Raw genomic sequence first — 23,029 nt, 5'->3', positions numbered from 1 at the left:
TTAACAGCATCATCAAAGTTGAATTGAGTTGTCATGTGTCATTCCTATTTTTACCAGTTTACTGAAATGACACAGATTTTTGAACACTACCGAAAACAAGTCTTTACCAGTAAAAAACTCACCACAAATAGGTGGTGCTGCGGGTTTTAACTCTTTTGATATTTGCCCAACATATGATGCGAGATGTACCAGTCATAAATTTAATTTTTGTTAATTAAGGTATGTAGGTGACATCTATACCTCTATAAAATCTCTCGTTTTTTCACCTTTCCCTCCGCTGTGGACTGTTTATGACTCTGCTTTGTTTGTATATTTTTTTGACGTTTGAGCATGCATAATTTCATTTTAGATTGGGTAGAAAATACATTTTCACTTTCTAACCGCTCTTCAAAATAATTATTTTCTAGGTCGCTATTCAACTTAAAAGCGCTATATACATGACATATGCATTTAAAATATATACATATACCAAAGGATGATTTTTGGAACGTTCCTATTGATGCTTAAATAACAATAAGCACTGCTGAATTAGTTATGCTGTGCAGCCGTCAAGTAGTTGAATTCCCAAAAAATAGAATATTAGAAGGGATTTTTACTGCTGATTTGGAACGTTCCGGTGAGAGAAGAAAAATGAAGAAAACATCATTCTTATACAACTTGATATCCCTAGCTATATTTAGTTCATTTGCTCCTAATGAAGCACTGGCAAATGAAAATGCTGAAGAAAATGAAGTTGAGAAAATAGTAGTTACAGGGTCGCGCATAGCGCGAACAAACTTGGTTTCAGCAGGTGCCGTTACTGTGATAGATAAAGAGGCTATTAAAGCGAGTCCTTATAAAAACATAGGTGATATTTTACAAACGATGACGGTATCGCAACCTACAGAAAACTCACTGAGTGCAAATGGGAGTGGTGCGGTAAGGTTCAATCTGCGGGGGATAGGCACGAACAGAACCCTCGTATTATTAAATAGCAAACGTTTACCATACGGTGGTAAAGGGGCAGACTCTTCTGTGGACCTTGGCGCAATTCCCACCAGCATTGTTGAGCGTGTCGAAGTACTGATGGACGGTGCATCCGCAATTTACGGCTCAGATGCGATTGCTGGGGTAGTGAATATTATCACCAAAAAAGACTTTGATGGGCTAGAAGTGAGCGCCAGTTATGGTAATAACACCGACTTTGATGGTGCGAAAAAGCACATTGAAATGGTATCTGGTTTTGCAGCAGATAAAGGCAGTGTCACTTTTTCGGCAAGTTATTCTGAAGATGATGTGATTCACTCTAAAGACATTCCTTTCTCTGAGGCACCCGTCGCATTACAAAATGATGGCTCTTTGTTACCTGATGGTAGCTATTGGTTGCCGTGGACAGCTGTCACAGATCCTGACGGTAGGCGCCTTACTCAAGGCCCTGACTACCGAGAATTTCATGAATATACAAGTGCAGATTCGTACAACTATTTTGAGCAGTCTTTTCTTCAGCAGCCTACAGAAGTCTATAGCATGTCAGCATTTGCTAACTATGATGTGGGCCAAGCGTTTAAATCAGAGAATGTAGTTCTCGACTTTGAAGTCTTATATACACACAGAAACAATGATTCAAACTCGGCTGCACAGCCTTTGATCCCTTGGATAGGGGGTTACGACGATATCCCAATCTCAAAGGATAACTACTACAATCAAAAATTTGGACCAAAAGATGCCAATGGTCAAAGCTATGACATTTACAAATGGTCCAAGCGAATGAATGAGTTTGGTCCTCGTCAAAGCCGCTTCGATGCAAACCAATTCCATATTGCCCTTGGTTTAAGTGGTGACTTTGACGAAGTATGGTCTTGGCAGACAGGTTACACTTTTGGCCGTTATGAGAGTCAAGAGACACGAGAAGGTGTATTTAACTGGGCACGAGTGCGAGAAGCTGTAGGCCCGACACATGTTAACGAAAGCGGGACACTGAGATGTGGCAGCGGCCCTGAGGTTGTTAAATTTATTTCTTCAACGTGTGTACCGTTAAATATATTTTTGCAGTCTGGACAAACTCAGCCAGAAGGCGCTATGGAATATGTGTCTGGTGATTGGGCAAATGTTAGTTATGGCTACTCTTCAATTAAGACGGCAACTTTCGATGTAACAGGCACATTGATGACGCTACCTGCGGGTGAAGTAGGTATTGCTTCGGGTGTCAGCTATATGGAATTGGAAGGTTTAAAGCAAACCGACAGTAATGCCGTCCATGCGATGACTACTGATGGCAATGGTAGGCCAACTGGTGGTGGCTACAATGTTTCAGAAGTATACGTTGAGTTAAATATCCCACTCCTTTCTGATGTGGCGTTTGCGGACTCGTTAGAATTAAACCTTGCCAGCCGATATTCAAATTACAGTACTGGTGCTGGTAACACAACAAACTCCAAGGCGTCTATTTTCTGGACAGTGAACGAAGATTTTAGTGTGCGTTCAACTATTAGCCAAGCGTTTAGGGCTGCAAATATCCAGGAACTATTTAAAGGGCAGCTGCCTTCATTTGAAAATGGTACGGATCCATGTAAAACAGGTGCTGATGGTCCAATTAGACCACTTACTCAAGAGCATGATGCTGGCTGTTTAAAAACGGGCGCACCAGCTTCTGGTTTTAGGGATGGATTAGACATGATCCGAACTAATACAGGTGGTAACCCAGATCTTGAGCCTGAAACAGCGGTGATAAAGACACTTGGTCTGGTATTTACTCCGCAAACCCTTGATGGATTCTCTCTGACATTTGATTACTACGATATTGAACTTGAAAACACAATCTCGACATTTAGAGCACAGAGAAAGATCGAGTTGTGTAATGAAACTGGTGACTTCTGTGATGACATACACCGATACCAAAACGGCCCACTCAAAGGGGTGTTGCTAGGCGTAGACACGTACAATGAAAACTTAAATTCGTCCCACTATCGAGGTATTGATAGTGAAGCATTCTACAAGTTTAGAACATCACAATACGGTGACTTCAGAGTCGGTGTGAACTGGCACCGTGCACTTAAGCATGAGATCAGTATTTTTGATGGCGGTGTAACTGACTATGTGGGTACAGATTCAAGCAACGGCGGGTTCCAGCCAAAGAACAAGATGAACTTCAGTGTTAATTGGCAATATGACAATATTTCTGCGAACTGGTTTACTTACTATTTGGGTGAAGCTGAAACAGATGGACGCCCTGAACAAGGTGAGCCAACCAAGCACACCATTGACGGGTGGTCATACTCGAATCTAAATGTGAATTACATCGCCTCGGATCATTGGGAATATGCGTTAGGTATTAACAATGTGTTCAACACCGAACCAAGAAGAGTAATGCGTAGATCGGCAGGAAACACAAACTCAATTGGTGCATATAGTGCCGCTTTCTTAGGCACGACGTTTTATCTTCGCGCTAAGTACACCTTTTAAATGGTTTTAAAGGCTCCCTGAATGAAGCGAAGCGGCTTAGGCAGTGTGCCCAGGTCGCTTCATTGTGTTTTATATTATTGTATTAATATTCAGTGTTTGACTGCTGTCTTTGATGCCGCTTGATGGCTTTTGCTATGCGCTTCGCGGCACGTTGCGTCGTTTTTCTATCTGGATGTAAGTCGTCGTCCATCGGTGTGAAGTCTTTCCAAATATCTAGAAAAAGAGCCTTTGGCACTTCTTGCCGTAGGCGGCTTAACCGAATATCAGCGAATTGTTCATAGCTATCTTTGCTGACAATCCAAGGCCAATAAAAGCGCTGTCTGAGCGTTTCCCAGTCTATGTTTTGGTATTTTAGCAGACTTGAAAAAATAGGTGTGACACCTGCTGCTAGTGCGCGTTTTGCAACACATTACAAATGTGTCAGTATTCCGATGCATTTGTTCAACGTTACATTCCGATGTTTCAGTCATCGGAATACCAAATGCGTCTGGGTGATTACAGTCATTGCCTCTAATTATAATTATGTATTTTGCGGTGTAACTTCCTTGTACTGTCTTTACCCGACTCAGCGCTTTAGTGAGCTGTAGCCCTACACACTCAGGTCCTGGAAAACAAGTCAGCCTATCAAAAGTCGTTGCTTCAGCTTGACCTTCGTTAATCAAATGGCTAGACAATCGTCGCTCACGAATGAGTGCATTACCCAAGGACAAGTAACGGCCTGCATTAATTGCAATGCCGCCAAGAGGTGCTTGCAAGTTGTCGAAACAGGGCATAGTTGCGTTGGCAAATGATACCCAAATTAATAACAGCGGGGCTTCTTCGGACTTGTCATTAGCGAGTGTAGGTGCCGTTGTACCTAATTCGGCTAACATGAAAAACAGTCTGGTCTTTTTTAAAAAAGCATAACATTTCTTATTTTGTTTATTTAGCTACATGTTAAGAACAATAATTAGGCAATGAAAAATGAAAACTTTATAAAGTGTATTGAAGACTTGGACACTGTTTGAGGGAAGTGAGCATGTTTGTACATGCTCACTATTTACATGGCGAGTTTATTTTTTAATATCAGCAGTGATATCAGTGACTAAGCCTTGATTAGTTACGTCAAATGCGATGTGCATTTGATACCCATCGCCAAACAGGTTCTGGATCTCTTCAGGAAGTTCTTCACCGGCAAGCTCTGAACCTTTTTTGATCAAAGGCAACAGCTTTTCGGTATCTAAGCCAAATGCAATAATACCATTTGCTTCGACTACTTGAGTTGATAAGGCATCAGCATGTTTTCTAGCGTCTTCTCCTGTAAATAGCGCGATATGCTGCCCTTTTAACGCCAAATAAACAGGTTTGTCCAATTGGTAATCTACTGGCAAGAAGCTGTTTACCTCTACAGGAGATCCGTCTTCAGGCAAGTTTAGGTTAGCAAACTCGGGTACAAAGCTTTTTGCCATATTGAATAATGCGATTGCGTCATCAGCTGATATGGTTGCGAGCAAATCTAATTTAGAAAACTCAACTTCTTGAGATTGATCGGCTTTTTCCGCTATATCTATGTCCAATAAGCTTAAACTAACTCCCTGCAATGTCCCCAGCATGCCAGTGGCCATTGCTAGCATAGCGGGGTTGGTCTCTTTGCTTTTCGCTTGAGCCATAACTAGCGGTTGGCAAGAAAACTCAGCACTAGAGAATGCCGCCCAAATTGTGTTAACAGTGGGGGATAGTTGAGCTGCGTTCAATCCCAAACCGATTGAGAACAGGCCGTCTTCAGCGCCTTGAGTATGAGCAGGTACAAAGCCTCGCATATTAGAAATCGCGGTTAAAATCTTTTGATCTGTTGAAGCTATGATGTTTGAGACTTTAAAATTAGCATGGTTTGCGCTGATACTCATACTTTCGGTGCCAGAAATAATGGCTGGCCATTTGTTAGCCATGTCTGAAAAGTCGTTTTGGCATGCTTCATTTCTGATCATATCAAGTGCGTTAGTGCTGCCGGACAAAGCCAGTATGTTGTCGAGCATTTTTACACTGGTATTTTGTGGATCTTTAGCCGTTAAAGTGTCAACCAAAAGCTTGTTGTCTAGATAGCTAATCGATTGACCATCAAGCTGATACTCTTTTAGATAGTGCTCTATTTTGCCTGTACTACTTAGACTCATAGTCGGTTTTGTTATTGCTAGCGCGACTTTTAAATCATCCGGGCTGTTAAAAGGCGTGTCTGCTGACAGCGTAACCCATTTTCCTTGTGTGGCTAAAACCAGGTCAAATACTTTTTGGCCCGCGTGTTCGATGGCAAATTTGGTCACAGGCGTGCCGTCTATGTCACTGTCAAGGAAACTCACTCCGGCTTTGTCCGCTGCACTTTTAAGTGTGTTATTGAACGCTGCGACATCTCCTAATTCAGCACGAATAACGGGAAGTAAACCGACTGAATAAATGAGCATTTTTAGCTCATTATCAACACCCCAAATATTGGCAAAGCTTTCTGAGGATTCCAGACTTTTGGCATATTGCTCCATCACATTCATGAAAAATGTCGCGTTTTGGTCGGGTTCTTGACCCAGTGCTTTCATTTCTAGCTCGTGCGCCTTCATTTCTTCAACAAAAGTATTGATCTCATAGTTACTTTTGAATGCATTGGGTAATAGGTCTAAATATTTGAGATAAGGGAAGCTTTCAAGTTGCGACGCAAAAAATATGGTATCGGCTGGCACGTAATCTAACTGTGACATAGGTGTGTAGCCTTTGTCTTGTTGTGTGACCACGTAAGCTCCAGAGGCAATCGCTGCACCGGTAACTGTAGCGAGTAAAAGCTTTTTCATTGTTGACTCCATTTTGTCGTCTTTTGTCCAAATTATAATAATGATACCAAGTTAAAGAGCAATAAAACACATAGTACGGCGCTCAAAAACGCAAATATGATGCGCAGTTCACGTGTACTATAAAATGCTCTTATTTGTATGGTTGTGCTAAATAGAAAAGAAGCATATTTACTTTTCTCTAAAGATTTGGTCGTCAGTTAGTTCTAACTTGGTTTTCAATTCTTCAATACACGAAGCGGTATTATGTATAAATCTAATATCTTCACGCGCTTCACCTACTTTCAAATGGGCTGCCCAGCAGCCGGATTTTTTAGGGGTTACGCTGGTTTTTAACAGCTCTAAATCGAGTGCAGTATTTGTGAATTCCGAAGTTCCATACTGATTATGGACTCGCATTGTTCGGGCATTAACTCTACTTGACTGGAAGCTTGGAGCACCTGCTTTTTGTGCAATGACGGCGGCACGAAGTAAGGTAAAATCGAGCGTCTTTTGACGTTCTAAATTCGGATTTCCCTCATATTAAACGAAGTAATGATTCTCACTGATTGTCTCCTCTTAAAATCCTCCACTTAGAATGCTATATTGTTGAAATAGCTAATGGTATTATGAGAATAATTTAAAAGCCTCACTTTAATTCTGATTTTATAAAATAACTTATGTTTATTAACTTGCTTTTTAAATTGAATAATTTTGTAGCGATTGTAATTTATTTTTAAATCGCGTGAATATATCAGGTGTATGTTTTAGTGAGTTTTTAAATTGATGGGAGGTTGTTTTTCTAAAATTTAATTTTTTGTTAGTTTCGTCATCTGAAAAATTATACTTTTAACTCTATGAAGTTGTGGTTTGTATGACCTTAGAAAGGTGAGTTAGAACGCAGATGTAGAAATTAACAACTTGTCTTAAATCTAAAATATTATTCTCGATTGGATTTTGTTATTTTTAAATATAAATATATTAATTTTATGAGTTGTTACTTGGTTTTTATTATTTTTAATTAAAAGTTATGGCTTTAATCGTTTTTTCAGTTTTTGTCCTTGTTAATAAATTGGTCCCATGTTAGCGTGCACTCGGTTTTTAAAAGCCGATTAAGATTTTTATATTAAATTTACTTTAGTTATTAATGAGGTATATATGAACGTTTCAAAGAGAAAGGACTCTTTGCGTGTTGTAGTTAATTGTGTGGTATTTTCTTCTATGCTTTCAGCCTGTGGAAGCGACGATACACAGACTGTTACCGAAGTGCAAGAAAGAGAACGGTCGCAGGCGATTGTGAACCAAGCTATTGTAGTCGGTGCAGGTTTATCTGGCTTAACTGCAGCCTATGAGCTAGAGAATATTGGGTATTCAGTAACCATACTAGAGGCAAAGGATCGTATCGGTGGTCGAATTGGCACGGTGCAAATGGGCAGTCAGCATGGCGAATTGGGCGGTGAGTTTATTGACGGTCCCACAGTTCATCAAGAGCTCCATCGTTACGCTAATTTATTTAACGTAGAGTTGGCTGATACAGGTTATTGGGGTGAAATCGAAAGTGGTGCATACTACATCGAAGGTAAGCTAGTGAGTTATACAGACTTCGATGAAAACTTTGATAGCGAAATCGTGAATGATTATAATCGCTTTAATGACGCATTGAGCTTACTGGTAGATGCCGTACCCGACGCAAGTGATCCCGCCATGTTGGAAGTCGCCAAGAAGTATGATGTGACCAATGTACAAGCTTGGATTGATGATATGCAGCTTCATCCTTCAGCAAAGCTAATTGCAGAGCAATTTGTACGTGGCGAATTTGATGAACCAAGCGATTTATCATTATTGCACTTGGCCCAATATGCAAGAGTATATGAGAATGTCTCAGAAGATGATGTTGAAAGCCACCGATTCCTAAAAGGCGGTAAAGCGATGGCGCAAGCATTTGCAGAGAATATTGAAGGAGACATTCACTTGGATCAGGCTGTAACAAAGATCTCAGAATCTGACAATCGTGTTACAGTAGAGACGATATCCGGGGACAGCTACCAAGCCGATGTGGTCGTTGTGACAGTGCCTTTACCTGTACTCAATAAAATAGAGTTTATGCCTCGTCTTCCACAAGCACTCACTGACGCTGCAAAAAACATCAACTATGGCTCGCACTCGAAAGTTTTACTGCAATACAACAAACGCTTTTGGCTTGAACAAAATCTAGGTGGTGAAACCATTGTAGCAGGTTTGCCAACAGGCTGGACTTGGGAAACAACAGAGCGTCAAGAGGGTGATGGTGGTATCCTCATTGCGTATACATCTGGTGATTATAGTTTGATCCAAAAAGGTTGGAGCGACCAGCAAATTATTGATGCTCGACTGGACGAGATGGAGCTGATGTATCCGGGCTCAAAATCATATTTGGTGGACGCAAACGTTCAAAACTGGGTCGCAGAACCATGGACGCAAGGTGGGTTTATTGCCTATGGACCGGGCCAGATAACTAAGTATTGGAAATTGTTCCAGCAACCAGTTGGGAGAGTTTATTTCGCTGGTGAGCATACTGACACACTATATCTTGGGTACATGGAAGGCGCTGTGAGAAGCGGTATTCGTGTAGCGGAACAAATAGCAGAGCTTAAATAGTCGTTAAAAGATTCAATCATTAATCAACAAAGGGCGTTGTTATCGCCCTTTGTTGTTGGAGTACTTATGCAGACTCAGCATTACCACAAATTTCTGGCAGCTTCTTCAGGATTCTAGTGATCATGTGTTGTGCAGCATGCTCGGCTGAGCCAACAAACTCACCGTCGCCATTTGCCCAGTTAGTATCTGAGTTAAAGCCTCGAACATGGTATTTACCAGCATGCTTGCCGTTGATTGAGTAATCTACTGTAGAAACCGCCATACCATTAATGTTCAATTGTTCATTATAGGTATACAGCATGTTCAACTTTGGTGTTACTTCAACAACAATATCTTTAGTTGTCTGGGGGATAAGAGGTGTAACAACATCTTGGTGTATCGTGTTAAACCATTGCTGAACACCAATCGCATTGACTTTCCAGCTGATAGCATCTTTGTTTTGACGGAGGTCGGATACAGGTTTAACAACGTACGCACAATTCGAGCTCGCTAGTTCAGCCGCGATTTGTTGATGTGCTTTGCTTACTTTTTTCGGTAGTTTACTAACCTTCATCTCGACGTCGACGACAGCTAGTGCATTCGTTGAAAGTAGGGCAAGAGGAAGTAAAAGAATCGTTAGTTTTTTCATTATTTACGCCTTACATTCTTTCGGTAATTCTTTAATAAGCAAGTTATCCGCTAAATTGACTAGTGACCCATTGTTATCTCTAATTTGAACTCGATTACCTTCTTTTTCAGTGATCTTACCAATACTATTGAGTTCACCTAGCGCATTGAATCGAGTATACCTAGTGCCAGTTATACAAGCTTCTTGTTGAGCCACCTTAATATCGTGCTGTAACATTTCTCTGATTTCAGACAACGCTGTATTTACAGTTGTTCTATATAAGTCGGCGTTATTGTCATTCCAAAGACGGATTGAGTCCATACCACCATTACCAACAGAGTCTGAAATATATGTAAATGAGTTGCGATAATCAGGCTTAGATACAGAGACCTTGCCTTGTTTTGCTACATACAGTGTTGCATTTGTTTCAAATAAAACGACTTTAAAATTATCGAAGAATTGATAGTGAGTAAAAAGGTAAAGTGCTGCCTCACCTTCTTTTAAAGCAGAAATCTGTGCTTTGATTTTATCGTCTTTAAGGAACTTAGTTTCAGCGCTTTCTTTCGTGTCTTTTGCGTTAAATTCTGAAATAAGAACTGGGTTAAACTCTTCTACGATTAACTTACGGAAGTTCAAATCGAGCGTGTTATTTAATAATGGGGCTGCCATACCAAATGCACCAATCGCTCTGTCTTCGTTAATTGAAGAGTCTATGGCAGACGTAACTAGCGCGCCAACCAAACCGCCAGCAACACCCGCACCGACACTATTAGACAGATTGACAGCAGGTCTAACTTCATCTTGAAGTACCAAATTGTAGGTATTGGTTTGTTTTGCTGCATCCCTTGTTTCTTGTGTCATAGGAATGTTTTTCATTCCCGAACACCCTTGTAAAATCAGACCGATAGTGCTGATAAGTAGTAACTTTTTCATAAATTATTATTTGCATATTGTGTATAAAATTCACGTATTATATAGATGTTGTAAATATCGGTAAAGTTATAGGTGTGATTTTTTCTGTTACATTTTATAGAAACTTATTGCCAAACTATGTTAACCCCTAAGTCTATGAAGTAATTGATTTTTATTAATATTAAGCGGGGCTTTACATGATGCCGTAGCGATGGAAGAGGCAGCGCAACTTATGCAAAGCGATGATTAGACAAATTATTGAACTCTGAATCGTAATTTTTTATTAACACAATAAATTTATTTTTATCTTCCCGGTTATTTTCTTAGATATTCGACGTTTAAATTTTTAGAGTGAAAAGGAACGCTTCCAAGGAATATCTCTCTTTTGGCTGACAATTAATAAAAATAGGAAATAATAATGAAAAGACACATGATGAACTCATTATCTGCGGCTGTTATATACGCTATAAGTGGTTATGCAAATGCACATTCTGTGAATATAGAATCAGAAAAAAGCGCTACTATCGATCCTTCTCAAGTAGTAAAAATACAGAGCGATGCAAATTTACACCGTAACCTTTCTGCTGACTTCACTGCGCCACTCGTTATAAACCAAGAGGCACTTGTATCACAAGAGCGCGAATGGCACGGGCCAGTAACAACTCGAAAAGTACTGACTATTATGATGGAGTTTGCTGATGTTCCACATAATACATTGAAGCCAGATAATGCACCAAACAGGCATTATTATGAAGATTATAACCCTGAGCATTATCGTAATATGAGCTTCTCTAAAAATGGTTATTCGGGTCCAAATGGTGAGAAATTGCCAAGTATGAGAGAGTACTTTTTAGATCAAAGTGGTGGCTCTTTTGATGTAGATGGTGAAGTTTTCGGGTGGTATAAAGCAAAGTTCTCACATCCACATTATAAGGCGAATACGCACGATCTAATAAAGGAGGCTGTATATAACGTACTAGCAGATGAAAATTTCAACTTGAGTGACTACGATGCCGATAAAGACGGTCAAATAGACCACCTAAGTATCATTCATTCAACATTGGGCGAGGAGTCTGAGCCGAGACACTTAAAAGAAGATCCAAACAGTCCTTATAATAATTATATTTGGTCACATAGACATGTTGTGAACCAAGATGTGGTAAATGAAACCGCTGGTAAAAGCGCAAGGGTAGGCAGCTACGTCATTCAGCCTATCGATGCAACAATCGGTCTGCTGTCACATGAATTGGGCCACGACCTTGGCTTGCCAGATGAATATGATACTGCATATTCAAAAGATAAGTTTGGTGGTGCAGGTGAAACCGTTTCTTCTTATTCTTCAATGGCTTCTGGCAGTTGGGGCGGTGTAATCGCAGGTACTAAACCGACTGGCTATAGCCCGTATGCTAAGCTTTTCTTGCAGAATAAATTTGGTGGTAATTGGATTATCTCTGAAGAAGTAAATGCGTCAGATTTGAGTGCTCAAGGTCTCGAGGTAACGTTTTCACAAGCAGGAATTAAGGGTCAACACAACGACTTGATCAAAGTTAACCTAGCTGAACAAACAAAAGTGATTTTTGAGCCGCTGAAAAGTCAAGCGTTTGATCTAACGAGCTATGGTACGATTTCATTTCCTCAATCTGTACAGGGTACAAATGCAGCGACACTAAGCTTTGACTTAAACTCAATACTTTCTCTGAACGATGTATATGGCTTAAGACTACGTGTGGATGTGCCAAGTGCTGGCATTTCGCGCGTCCTTTCACCAAGCAATACAGCGGACTTAAATATGAGCTCTGATGGTTCAAAAATTCGCTCAACGAATTCACAGTGGACGAAAGTGAGCTACGACATTTCTTTTTTAGCTCAATTTGAAGACGCAATTTTCACATTAGAAAACTACGCTATCGGCGGTGACGCGACTTTCGTTGCAGTTGACAACATCAGGGTTTCAGACGGTGATAAGGTTCTAAATGAAATCACGTCGAACACGCCAGAAAAAGTTGCTTTCGAATATGCAGCAAAGCTGTCGAACGGAACTATTGAGTATACGCCGTATTACTTATTAGAGTGGCGTCAGCATGTTGGATTTGATGCTAGCTTAAAAGATGCGGGAATGGAAGAAGGTCTTCTCGTTTGGTATGTGGACCCATCTTATGTCATTGAATATTTTGAAGTACCGAGCGCAGATAACCATGTTGGAGCTCACCCAGGTGAGGGTTGGATTGGAATCGTTGATGCTGATAGGAACCCTGTTCTTGAGTATGAAACAGAATATAGCAGTACGGGTCAGTGGGTTGCAGATCGAAACATCACGCCTTTGAATAGCCGAAAGCAAATCAAAGACGCTGCATTTAACACTTTGCCACAATTAGGTGATGAAGGCAGAACTATTCGTACCGATCTCGCTAATGGTGGTTATCTTGAGCGCAAATGGATGGACCCATTCACAAATGCGAACCCTAAGTTTGTCGATTGGGACGATTACACAAACTATATTCGACCTGCTACGGGTAAGAAGTTACCTAAGCTAGGCCTTATATTTGAAGTTATCGATCAAGCAGAAGACGGATCTACGGCAAGTGTTAAGTTATCAAAAATGTGGTAATTAACACAAAAAGATAATTTTGAAAGCCCGGTTATGATCGCCACGCTGTTCACTTTAGAGGATCAGCTTTGCGATTAACAGGGTAACGGCTTTTATTCATCTTAACGACTCTAGGTCTACTTGGCCTAGGGCGTTTTTCTTTAAAGAGTACTGTTAAGTACCCTCTAAGTGCAGCTAAACGCTTGGGTGTATTGCCTGAAGAGAGCATTCGCCATCACTTTAAGCTGACTTCCAATGAATTGACATGCATATTTGAAGCTTATCTCGTTCGGTGCTCTTTTGTGTGATACTACTGCTAAGCTCGCTTCCTTCCTGACTAAGTTGTACCCCAACATCAATCCCACAACTCTTGATACACAAGCTCAACTGTCTTACTCCTTAGCATAATCGCATTATGTTGCATGGATGATTTTATATCGCGGTAACCCAGCTCTATTTCTCAGCGTTCATGATATAAGTTGACTATGTCGTTCGAGGTAAATTTATCTCTAGGCAGTGAGGTAAAGACGGTTTTATCTTTTCCGTCAATTTGATACAACAACAAAGCTCTTAGAAACTTATGCTCAGCAAGTACAAAAAATCCGCCTCAATGAAGACCAAGTTGAATTCGCAGGGATTATCGAAGAGTTTTTAAGTGACGCATCAGACACAACCCATCTACATATGATCAAAAATGGCGACGATATTATTGGGTATTTCAAGCTCGACTTAGCTTACGCAAGCAAATACGATTTTTGTCCAAAAAATGCCATTGGGTTAAGGGCATTTGTTATAGACAAACAGTAACAAGGAAACGGCTATGGTAAACAGGTCGTCAAAGCATTATTTGCCTATGTGGCCTCTACCTACTCCCCCGACTATGGGGAGGTAGTTTTGACCGTCAATTGCCGGAACAAAGCCGCATATGCGAGCTATAAAAAGCAGGCTTTGAAGATACCAATGACAAGTATTTAGGTGCCCTGCTGGACGTAATTATATAATGAAAGGAAGGTGCCATTAGCGCCCTCCTTACTATTTGGCAATAATATAGCGCGTAGATGACGCATTAATTTATTGAAGCAACAGCATCTTTTTTAGCGAGCTTAGTCAACTGAGTTGCAACATGACGACGTAAATTCAGTCTCCACCTGTCTACGTGTCTTTGTTTTACTTTACACCTAGAACCTGAACAATCATTTCTTTGTGCACTTACGTGCTCAAAACTAATTTCTTTGTTATCGAAATAAATCGTGGAGTTCAGCAGGTAACCTTTATGATCCAACTCAGCTTTGATTAGCCCCTCGCCTTTCTCCTTGACTCTCCACCCAGCGTTAGTGATTGCTTTTTCGATTACTTTTTGGGGCTCTTTCACATAATCTGCAAGTTTAAATGGATCACTATAAAAACTGTAACTATTGGCGTTGACTGAGCGTAGGTTTAAATCATTGTTAGCGTCTGCAAAAGTGCTGACCGCCAAAAGTGAAGAAATTACTATTAAACGTTTCAACATGACAAGTCCTTTAAATACTACCTAATGTTTTGCGAAGTTGCTTAACGAGTGAAATATTATATTTATAATAATTACGGTGAGTTTTATAGCAGTAGTTGTCTACTAACAGTTCACACTTGTAGTCATTCACACCACCATCATATTTAATCTGTACCGCTTTATCGTCGTACTCGATACGATGAATAATGGCATGTCCTTTATAATCCCAGCGAGCCAAGATGTAACCATCACCTTCTCTTTCCAATAACCACGGTGTTCCCTTTGTTTGAGACATCGCATTTAATATTGCGAACCTGACCTCATGAAGGTTGTCGCTCGAATGGTTGATTAGGCTGTAAATGCTGCGCATTTTCTTTTCAGACACCCCCTTTCGGAGATCTTTATACTCAAATGGAGTGGGTGCTGCACTTGAGAGTGTTGAGTATGACAAAACTGCCACACTTAATAATGTGAGTAGACGTTTCATTCTATTCCCTTAAGATTAAAATAGATGCCAAGGTTACATCTTTACGAGCACAGAAGTCTAGCAACATTGTAAACCTTGTAATTGATATCAGGAGCCTATCAACTCCTGTATAAAATATAGGCGAGTTAATTACACAGCTAGGGTATAACCGATAAAGATAAATGGAGGTCATTGTGAGTATTGAGCGTTATATTGCGTTATTCAGTGCCATGTTTATAGTAGGCATCATTCCTGGACCAGCTGTATTTGCCATCACGACAATGTCACTGACTGGGGTCGCCGTGGTGCCAGTATGACATTAGGGCTGGTCATGGCTGATTATGTATTCACCTTATGATTTACTTTCGCATTTTAACGTTAAACTTATTTTAATAGCTATAGCTTTAGGTACAATCAAATAAATGTATTTAATGTTATGCGGTATGGCTTGTGAAAAGTATGCATGCAGAAAAATAAATACGAATGAGGTGAGATTATAGCGTTGTTGAATAATCGACTTATTCAACAACGCGTATGTAGTTATATTTGATTAGCAAACTGTGTTTCGGTTAATGCTTGTTCAGACTCCATTTCACCGCGGTGATCTTTCGCGAGCGTTTCATAAAGTAATGGCAATACAATCAAAGTGAAAAACGTACCAATCAACATTCCAGCAACTAAAATAATGCCAATACTATTTCGCGCCTCGGCGCCAGCACCTGTTACCAGTACGAGTGGGAAGTGGCCTAACACAGTTGCACCTGTCGTCATCAAAATTGGACGTAGACGTGTTGCCGCTGCGCCTTTGACCGCGTCGAATTTGCTTTTTCCTTCGAGCTGAAGGTGGTTCGCAAATTCAACAATCAAAATACCATTTTTAGCGATCAATCCAATTAGCGTAATTAGACCAATTTGGCTGTAAATATTCACTGTTGTTAGCGATAAAAATGGCAGCATTAATGCGCCTGCTAAAGCAAGCGGTGCACAGCCGAGAAGCACAACGAGTGGATCTCTAAAGCTATTAAACTGAATTGCCAGCAAGAAATAAACAACAATCATAGCGACTAGTAAAACGCCAACCATGGTGTTGCCCTCTTTACGGAGCTGTCTTGACTCACCTGCATAATCAATGGAGTAGTGAGCTGGCAATATTTCTGTTGCAATTTGCTCTATATTACTCAACCCTTGCTCTTTGGTGATATGAGGCAGCACCCCAGCAAGAACTCTAAACGAGTTTTGCTGATTGAATGAACCCAGTACACGCGGGCTAGTAAAGGTTTCTAAGGTAGCAAATGAAGATATGGGCACAAGCGCGCCTGCATCTGTCCTAATCTGCATGTCTAAGATGCCTTCAGGGTTGTATCGCTCTTCATCGCCTACAATTGGAATAACGCGGTATGCTTTCCCTTCTTTATTAAAGTAATTCACAAAGTTATTGGACATCAACACGCTGAGTTGATCGTTAACCTGCGCAAGGTTTAAGCCAAGATCGGCCACCAGTTCTCGATCAATTTTCAATTCTGCTTGTGGCAGATCTATTTTCAAATCTGTGTTTACAAATAAGAAGTTACCACTTTGATTAGCCTTAGCCATGATTTGATCGGCGTATAACTTCATGGTTTTAGGGTCGTCGCTGGAGCGTAGTACGACTTCAACATCAAACTGACCAGCAGTTGGTAACGATGCCGGTAAGATAGGAAACAAACTTAGACCTGTTACACTGCCCAGTCTCGCATACAAATCAAATAGTAAGTCATGTACAGAATTTTCTCGCTCTTCAAATGGCGCTAACTCCACGCCACCAAAACCAGCCGCGGCTGTCACGATTTGCCAAGTAAACTGACCACCCTCGGTAGCATTCATGACGCGTGCAGTGTCGTTCATTTTTTCCGAAGTGTAAGCCTGAGAGGACTCCGGTGGGGCCTCGATAACGACTTGAATACTGCTTTGATCTTCAATTGGTGCCAACTCTTTTTGCGACAGTAAATAAAAAGGCACAGACAGCAAAGAGAAGGTAATGGCTACAAAGAAAATTTGCGGGCGTAATTTAAACAGAGAATCTAACGTTTTGAAGTAAAAAGACTGTAACTTGTCAAAGTAGCTGTTTACTTTGCGTGTGAGTTTACCCTCTTTGCCGCCCTCTGGATTCACATACGCACTCATGATGGGAGAAAGTGTAATCGCAACAAGGCCAGAAATTAGCACCGCAATTGCTAACGTAAACGCGAACTCACGGAACAAAAAGCCAGTCAGTCCGGTCAAAAAGCCGATAGGGGCATACACCGCCGCAAGCGTCAGTGTCATGGCAATCACAGGCACGAGGAGCTGACGAGAGCTGATCAGAGCAGCTTGAAGTCTTGGTTTGCCTTCTCTCATATGCCGCGCTACATTCTCGACCACAACGATGGCGTCATCGACCACTAATCCAACTGACAACACAATGGCTAAAATGGTCAATAAATTCAGTGAAAAGCCCATCGCATAAATTACGGCAATAGCGCCAAGAATAGAAATTGGGATAGTAATAAGTGGTACCATAGCCGTTCTAAAAGAGCCCATCATCGCGACAACCACAATGCCTACAAGGAGGACGGTTTCACCAAGCGTGGTAAAGATTCCCTTAATTGAATCACGCATGTACAAAGTGCCATCGTAGCCGATAGAAATTTTCATGCCATTCGGTAAGATCTGGTTAATCTCATCCAGTTTGGTGTAAAGCGCATCACCAATATTAATTTCATTTGCACCGGGTAGGGCCCATACGGCTAAGAACACCGTATCGTGATAATCAAGCCTAGCAGTAACCAAACCTTCGGCTTCTCCAATTTCGATATTAGCTATCGCGCCAAGCTTAAGCTGAGTGCCATCAATTTCTCTCACGACCAAATCTTCAAAGTCTGCCACGCTCTTGAGGCTAGTATTTGCCATTATATCAATACGCTGACGACTATTTTCACTGTATCCAATTGTCGCAATAGTATTGTTCGTCTGTAGCGCATTAAATACATCAGTGGCGCTTAAATCGTAAACAGCGAGTTTGTCGCTGTCGAGCCAGATTCTCATTGCGGGGTTTCTACCCCCTTCAAGCGTTACTTTTTGTACGCCGGGAATGTCAGACATTGAGGGAACGATATTACGTGTTAAGTAATCACTTACTTCATTGCGAGGCAGTCCAGTTGATTCGACATCGAGATAAAATACAGCATATGGACTATCAGCCCGAACAATCTCAATCGCTGGATCTTCGGCACCTGTTGGGAGTTCAAATTTGATTTAACCGGGTTGTCAATTCAGCCAACGCATCAGTTGTATTGTGGTTAAGATCTAGCCAAGCTGTAACCTTACTCAACCCTGAAGTTGTGACCGAGTCTACATAATCAACACCTGGTACAGTCGACGCAACGCGCTCAATAGGTTCTGTCACGTAACCTTTTACTACGTCGGCAGCAGCGCCTGTATAGACGGTATTGATCACCAAAGAGGCACTTTCAATTTTTGGATACTGCTGCACAGAAATCTGTTTTGCTGCATTTAGGCCAGCCAAAATAATCAGCAATGACAGCACGATGGCAAGCACCGGTCGATTGACAAATATGTCCATCACAGATGGTTTGTTTTCATGTAAAGCACTCATTACTGCGCTCCGCTTTGATCTTCACTTGATGCTGTTTGATCTATGTATACCAAAAGGTTTTCCTTAAGCTTAAATGCGCCTTCGCTGGCGATAAACTCACCACCACTAAGGCCAGACAACACAATTTGATTGTCTTTTACTTTGTCGCCTAACGTCACTTTTACAGGCTTCGCGCGCCAGTTTTGCTTGTCATCTTTTTCCAAAATATACACAAATTCACCAAAATGACTGCGAGTAATGGCATTGGTAGGCACACTTACGGCGTTAATGTGAGCAGTGGGAACTTCTGCGGTTGCCATTTGATTGTGGCCATATTTATTATTCGGGTTTGGTAACAGTGCACGATAGCTTTGCTGTCTAGATGTAGCATCTAGGCTAGGCGTTTTGGCAATGACTGTGGCAAAGCGCAGAGTACTTTTGGCGGCTTCTATAAAAGTGACATTTACTTTGCTGCCAATACTCGGTTGTGCAAGGGTCTGAGGGATTTGAAAGTCAATCCAAATTGCATCGTCTAAGCCAATCAGCGAAGTGATGGTTGTATTCACATCGATAAACTGACCACTCTGGTATTGGTCTAAACCTGTTTGTCCAGTAAAAGGCGCATGGATTGTTTTTTTAGCGATCAATGCCTGCAAATTCTGCACGTCTGCTTCACCTACAGCGACATCAGCTTCTGCTTTATCTACTTCATCAGGGCTGATACGTTTTTGGGCGAGGAGTTTTACTACTCTTTCATAAGTTGACTTAGCAAGTTTTACACGTGCTTTGGCTGCGCGTAAATTGGCTTCGTCAATACTGGTATCAAGCTTAAGTAAAACCTGCTCCGCTTTTACAACATCGCCGGGTTTAAAGCCGACATAAGTAATAAGACCCGAGTATTCGTTACGAACAGTAATGGTCTGTCTCGCTTGGAGTTGGCCAACAACTTTTACATACTGGATATGCTGTATTTCTTGCACATAGGTACTTTTTACTGTTGCGGAAGGCTCAGGAAAAGATTCGCCAAATGCAATTGCAGCCTGCACCTGTTGAAATTTAATAAATCCTAGGCCAGCTATTACTGTAAGGACGATGAATATGGCACTTAGCCATCTTTTAATGTTCATAAGGCCTCCTAATTTGGTTAGCGCAGGTTGAGCGCGATAAGTTGTTGCTCAATCTGTATGAGCGAGTCACTGGTTAACGGTTTTTGCCAAGGGTAGCTGTTTAACAGGCGTATCGAACTTCGAATAATAGGGTGGTCGAGTTCAAGAGGTTGTTGCAGGGAGTCTGTTCCTTCGACAATTTGTTTCGTTTGTTGAACGCGTTGTACTTGTTCATAACCGACGGTCATTGCCCACCCACTAATTATGATCTCGTCAATAACTTGGGCAAGGTTAGGCACATCTTTTAATTCACCTGAGTTGATACCATCCGTTAGTGCAAGTTTAAAAGCGCTCTCGCAGCGGCTACTCGCTTCAATGATTTTACTCGTCCAATAGGAAGAGCCTTTGCGGATCACCGCTTCATTTGTCGCATAGGTTTGCAACTCATAATCAAATTCAAAACACTGCAGCTTTTGTGGGGAAATAAGACTGATGGCTAGAATTTTTTCAGGTGTACTAATAGGTAAGGCTAAAACTAGATCAAAAATCTTAGAGACATGTACAAAGGATTGATAGGCAAGTGCGAGCACAATGTCCTCTTTACTTTGCACAAATTTATACACGGATCCCATTGAAAGCCCTGCCACGCGAGCTATTTTGGCCATGGTAAAGTCAGTCACTGAAGACTCGTTGATACATTGTTCAGCAGCTTGAAGGATCATTTGCTGTTGAGTTTGTTGATCATATTTTGGTGCAGGTGCCATATTTATTCTCGTATTTAATGCTTCTTGAACCACATTCGAATAATATTCGAATGTGGTTATTGTAATGGGAAATAAGGTGTTGTCAACAAGCAGAGCGAGTAAAAGTGGTCGCTTTTCACACATTTTGAATTGCTTTTAGTACGTAATTTAATCAAAAAGCATTGTTTAAGGTCTGATTTTGTTTTACTTTATCCATGCTTTTGCATTTAATAAGGAAAATAATAATGAAGTTAAATAAAAAGCACTTAAAAAAACTAACTCACGAAAATGCATTGTCAAAACACCAAACATTGCTGGCGGTGTAGGCAAGTTTACTTATGGTGGGTGTACAGCAACAATGGGATATTGCGCACCAAATACTTATAATGACGGAACATGTCCTAGCCATAGTCCTGATTTAACAGGATGTGCGTGTCCAACAACAAAGATCTTCAAATCAAGTCACCCCTATTTATGCTCTCGTGCGTTTTGATATATATTGAACAAGCTAAATGCTGCTTTTTAGCGATTACCCTTTAGATCAAACATCGACAATTAAAAGGAACAATATGTTCAAAAAACATGCTTTAATCGGCGTTTTAACCTTACTTTTGGTTGCTTGCCAAACCACACAAAAGGCAAGTCGACCTGCCAACGCCAGTGACTACGAAAATGATTTAACCGCACCTAAACTTGCGGGTGAGCTGCTGCTAGTGGATAGGAAAGTGTTTGATCAACCTGAATACGGTATGTCTTTAAAGTACGTAGATGAAAGCTTTCCTGAAGATTTTGTGACCGTATATATATATCCGATCGCAAAAACGAATTGGAGCGATACAGAAAAAGTGGTAGCTGAAGAGTTGCAATACGTGATGGATGAGGTTGAAGCTGCAAAAAAACTTGGTAAATATCAGGAAGTACAGCCTGCAACGATGCAAATGGTAAAATTTGAATCTCAAAGCAAACAGTTTTTGGGAAAGCAAGCTCAGTTTGTAATGCAAACCCGTGACGGTGCAGAGTATCATTCTGAGGCGTATGTCTTTATTGCTGAAGACAAGTACATCAAATTTAGGCTGAGTTTTCCAAAGCATACTGCCAGAGAAAACACGGGTATCGATATTGTAAAGTCAATACTACCTGAGATTGAAGTGCCGAAAGAGTCCGAATATATGTACGCTTTGCGTGAATCTCACAGAAAAGAAATGATCCAGAAATTGATGAAGCTTTTAATAGATAATGCAAAATCTGACCAAAGCTAGGGCATTGGATTAAATATTTTATGGTGGAGAACGTACTACATATATGAAAGAAAAATAGGTATGTAGTAATGGCAGTAGGCAACTATCGAAAAACACACGTGCTCACCAGTGAATTTGTAACGCCAAACTTAAAAAGAGTTGTTCTTGGTGGTGCTGATCTTACAAGCTTCCCGTCAGGATATGAAAGTGGTTACGTAAAACTCCTTTTTACCAAACAAGGCAGAGCACTCAAAGAAGAAGAGGCGTTTGAGCAGCTCAGTAAAAAGAACATAATGATGCGCACGTATACGGTAAGAATGTTTGATAAAGCAACTGCTACCCTGACTATCGATTTTGTGCTTCATACTTCAAAAGAGGGAATCTCCCCTGCTTGTGATTGGGCGACAAGGGCAACAGCAGGAGATGAAATTATCATCGGAGGTCCCGGCTCGACTAAACTTGCAGACCCTGATGCCAAGTGGAACTTATTCGTTGGAGATATGACCGCACTGCCAGCGATTAGCTGTAATTTAGAGCGCTTACCCTCAACGGCACAGGGCACAGCAATTATTGAAGTCACCAGCGAAGCTGATATTCATACACTGAGTAAGCCTGCCAATATGCAGGTATTATGGCTTGTCAATCCGACCCCAGGCCAAAATAGTCCACTCTTAGCAGCCGTAAAGGAGTTAAATTGGTTGACTGAAAAACCGTATGTTTGGTGTGCTTGTGAATTTGAAACAATGCGCAATATTCGCCGCTTTTTAAAAAGAGAAAAACAACTAGAAAAACAAGATATGTATATTAGTAGCTATTGGAAGTACGGCCGCACCGAGGATCAACATAAAGTTGATAAGAGTGTGGATAACGAGTTAGAGGGACAATAAATCTTTATATGGCAAATTTTAATGTATAAATTTGCCATACCCTTTCCAAATTTAATACTTCATAGCTGAGGTAAGTAGAGCATTCAAAGCTTTATTATAAGTGATTATTAACGTCAATTTTAAAAATAATAACGAGTCATGATAAATGCCCCTGTATTGATATTAAGTTCTCTTAGTAAAATTGTTAATCTAATTAATATGGGTGCGTTAAATTTATGAAAATATTTATTATACGTTGGATTTTTTTAAAATGTAAAATCTGGTTTTTGGTTTTTTAAAGGTAAATTTAATGTCAAGGATGTGTTTAAATAAGGCTTTAATTATAAGCTTATACTTATTATCATTCGCTGCCTTTGGGCAGAGTTTTGGTAATTTTACACCTCAAAATATAACGGCTTCAGAAAACCAAGATTGGCAATTAGTATTGATGTCAGGGAGGGATCGCACTTTGTTAAAAAATATGATCAAATAGCCACAGCTTTTATTTTTAACCGTAATTATGAACCTTATA

Annotated in this window: 16 protein-coding genes and 2 pseudogenes; 6 read left to right on the top strand and 12 right to left on the bottom strand. The window is 40.7% G+C overall.

Going from position 1 to position 23,029, the window contains the following annotated elements:
- Positions 1 to 630 precede the first annotated feature (630 nt).
- Positions 631 to 3,441: a TonB-dependent receptor plug domain-containing protein gene (locus tag N482_RS14940; RefSeq protein WP_063377787.1), complete on the top strand. Its 2,811-nt coding sequence runs from the start codon at positions 631 to 633 to the stop codon at positions 3,439 to 3,441.
- A gap of 82 nt (positions 3,442 to 3,523) precedes the next feature.
- Here N482_RS14940 and N482_RS24900 read toward each other — a convergent pair whose 3' ends face one another.
- From N482_RS24900 to N482_RS14925, 4 genes are all read right to left on the bottom strand, one after another.
- Entirely contained in the window at positions 3,524 to 3,676 is a 153-nt protein-coding gene (locus tag N482_RS24900) for a hypothetical protein (protein ID WP_155730601.1), read from the bottom strand.
- 46 nt (positions 3,677 to 3,722) lie between these two features.
- Complete coding sequence (locus N482_RS14935; protein ID WP_063377786.1) at positions 3,723 to 4,313, bottom strand: hypothetical protein; 591 nt, start codon at positions 4,311 to 4,313, stop codon at positions 3,723 to 3,725.
- Positions 4,314 to 4,493: 180 nt separating this feature from the next.
- The gene (locus N482_RS14930; RefSeq protein WP_063377785.1) at positions 4,494 to 6,257 is read right to left on the bottom strand and encodes a hypothetical protein; all 1,764 of its coding nucleotides are present in this window, start codon (positions 6,255 to 6,257) and stop codon (positions 4,494 to 4,496) included.
- A 168-nt stretch (positions 6,258 to 6,425) separates the two neighbouring features.
- Positions 6,426 to 6,653 (bottom strand): hypothetical protein, encoded by a 228-nt coding sequence (locus tag N482_RS14925; RefSeq protein ID WP_063377784.1) that lies wholly within the window; start codon positions 6,651 to 6,653, stop codon positions 6,426 to 6,428.
- A gap of 738 nt (positions 6,654 to 7,391) precedes the next feature.
- On the opposite strand from N482_RS14925, the gene N482_RS14920 reads away from it, so the two are divergent.
- Positions 7,392 to 8,870 carry a flavin monoamine oxidase family protein gene (locus tag N482_RS14920; RefSeq protein WP_063377783.1) on the top strand — a complete coding sequence of 493 codons (1,479 nt, stop codon included), beginning with the start codon at positions 7,392 to 7,394 and terminating at the stop codon, positions 8,868 to 8,870.
- A gap of 64 nt (positions 8,871 to 8,934) precedes the next feature.
- Here N482_RS14920 and N482_RS14915 read toward each other — a convergent pair whose 3' ends face one another.
- Positions 8,935 to 9,498 (bottom strand): hypothetical protein, encoded by a 564-nt coding sequence (locus N482_RS14915; protein ID WP_063377782.1) that lies wholly within the window; start codon positions 9,496 to 9,498, stop codon positions 8,935 to 8,937.
- Positions 9,499 to 9,501: 3 nt separating this feature from the next.
- Positions 9,502 to 10,410, bottom strand: coding sequence for a hypothetical protein (locus N482_RS14910; RefSeq protein ID WP_155730600.1), 909 nt, complete (start codon positions 10,408 to 10,410; stop codon positions 9,502 to 9,504).
- 397 nt (positions 10,411 to 10,807) lie between these two features.
- Between N482_RS14910 and N482_RS14905 the strand changes: the two genes are divergently transcribed.
- Positions 10,808 to 12,997, top strand: a complete 2,190-nt coding sequence (locus N482_RS14905; RefSeq protein ID WP_063377780.1) for an immune inhibitor A domain-containing protein — start codon at positions 10,808 to 10,810, stop codon at positions 12,995 to 12,997.
- 49 nt (positions 12,998 to 13,046) lie between these two features.
- On the opposite strand, the pseudogene N482_RS24395 reads toward N482_RS14905, so the two are convergent.
- The 3 genes and pseudogenes from N482_RS24395 to N482_RS14890 form a co-directional block, all read right to left on the bottom strand.
- Positions 13,047 to 13,568, bottom strand: a pseudogene (locus N482_RS24395) (transposase); the annotation flags it as partial.
- 474 nt (positions 13,569 to 14,042) lie between these two features.
- Positions 14,043 to 14,486 (bottom strand): hypothetical protein, encoded by a 444-nt coding sequence (locus N482_RS14895; RefSeq protein WP_063377779.1) that lies wholly within the window; start codon positions 14,484 to 14,486, stop codon positions 14,043 to 14,045.
- A gap of 10 nt (positions 14,487 to 14,496) precedes the next feature.
- A complete protein-coding gene (locus N482_RS14890; RefSeq protein ID WP_063377778.1) occupies positions 14,497 to 14,952 on the bottom strand; it encodes a hypothetical protein in 456 nt (151 codons plus the stop codon).
- Between the two features lie 173 nt (positions 14,953 to 15,125).
- Between N482_RS14890 and N482_RS25945 the strand changes: the two genes are divergently transcribed.
- Positions 15,126 to 15,248, top strand: coding sequence for a hypothetical protein (locus N482_RS25945; RefSeq protein ID WP_269202115.1), 123 nt, complete (start codon positions 15,126 to 15,128; stop codon positions 15,246 to 15,248).
- Between the two features lie 223 nt (positions 15,249 to 15,471).
- Here N482_RS25945 and N482_RS14885 read toward each other — a convergent pair.
- From N482_RS14885 to N482_RS14875, 3 genes and pseudogenes are all read right to left on the bottom strand, one after another.
- Positions 15,472 to 18,565, bottom strand: a pseudogene (locus N482_RS14885) (efflux RND transporter permease subunit).
- Positions 18,565 to 19,671, bottom strand: a complete 1,107-nt coding sequence (locus N482_RS14880; protein ID WP_063377777.1) for an efflux RND transporter periplasmic adaptor subunit — start codon at positions 19,669 to 19,671, stop codon at positions 18,565 to 18,567. The pseudogene N482_RS14885 and the gene N482_RS14880 overlap by 1 nt, the downstream one beginning before the upstream one ends.
- Before the next feature lie 17 nt (positions 19,672 to 19,688).
- Entirely contained in the window at positions 19,689 to 20,537 is an 849-nt protein-coding gene (locus tag N482_RS14875) for a TetR/AcrR family transcriptional regulator (protein ID WP_231100873.1), read from the bottom strand.
- Positions 20,538 to 20,962: 425 nt separating this feature from the next.
- Between N482_RS14875 and N482_RS14870 the strand changes: the two genes are divergently transcribed.
- A complete protein-coding gene (locus tag N482_RS14870; RefSeq protein ID WP_063377776.1) occupies positions 20,963 to 21,652 on the top strand; it encodes a hypothetical protein in 690 nt (229 codons plus the stop codon).
- Positions 21,653 to 21,720: 68 nt separating this feature from the next.
- A complete protein-coding gene (locus tag N482_RS14865; RefSeq protein ID WP_063377775.1) occupies positions 21,721 to 22,518 on the top strand; it encodes a siderophore-interacting protein in 798 nt (265 codons plus the stop codon).
- Positions 22,519 to 23,029 lie beyond the last annotated feature (511 nt).

Origin of the sequence: Pseudoalteromonas luteoviolacea NCIMB 1942 (assembly GCF_001625595.1) — a bacterium.
GTDB lineage: Bacteria > Pseudomonadota > Gammaproteobacteria > Enterobacterales > Alteromonadaceae > Pseudoalteromonas > Pseudoalteromonas luteoviolacea_A.
Note: the sequence above shows the minus strand (reverse complement) of the source record. Positions and strands in the feature narration are given on the sequence as shown.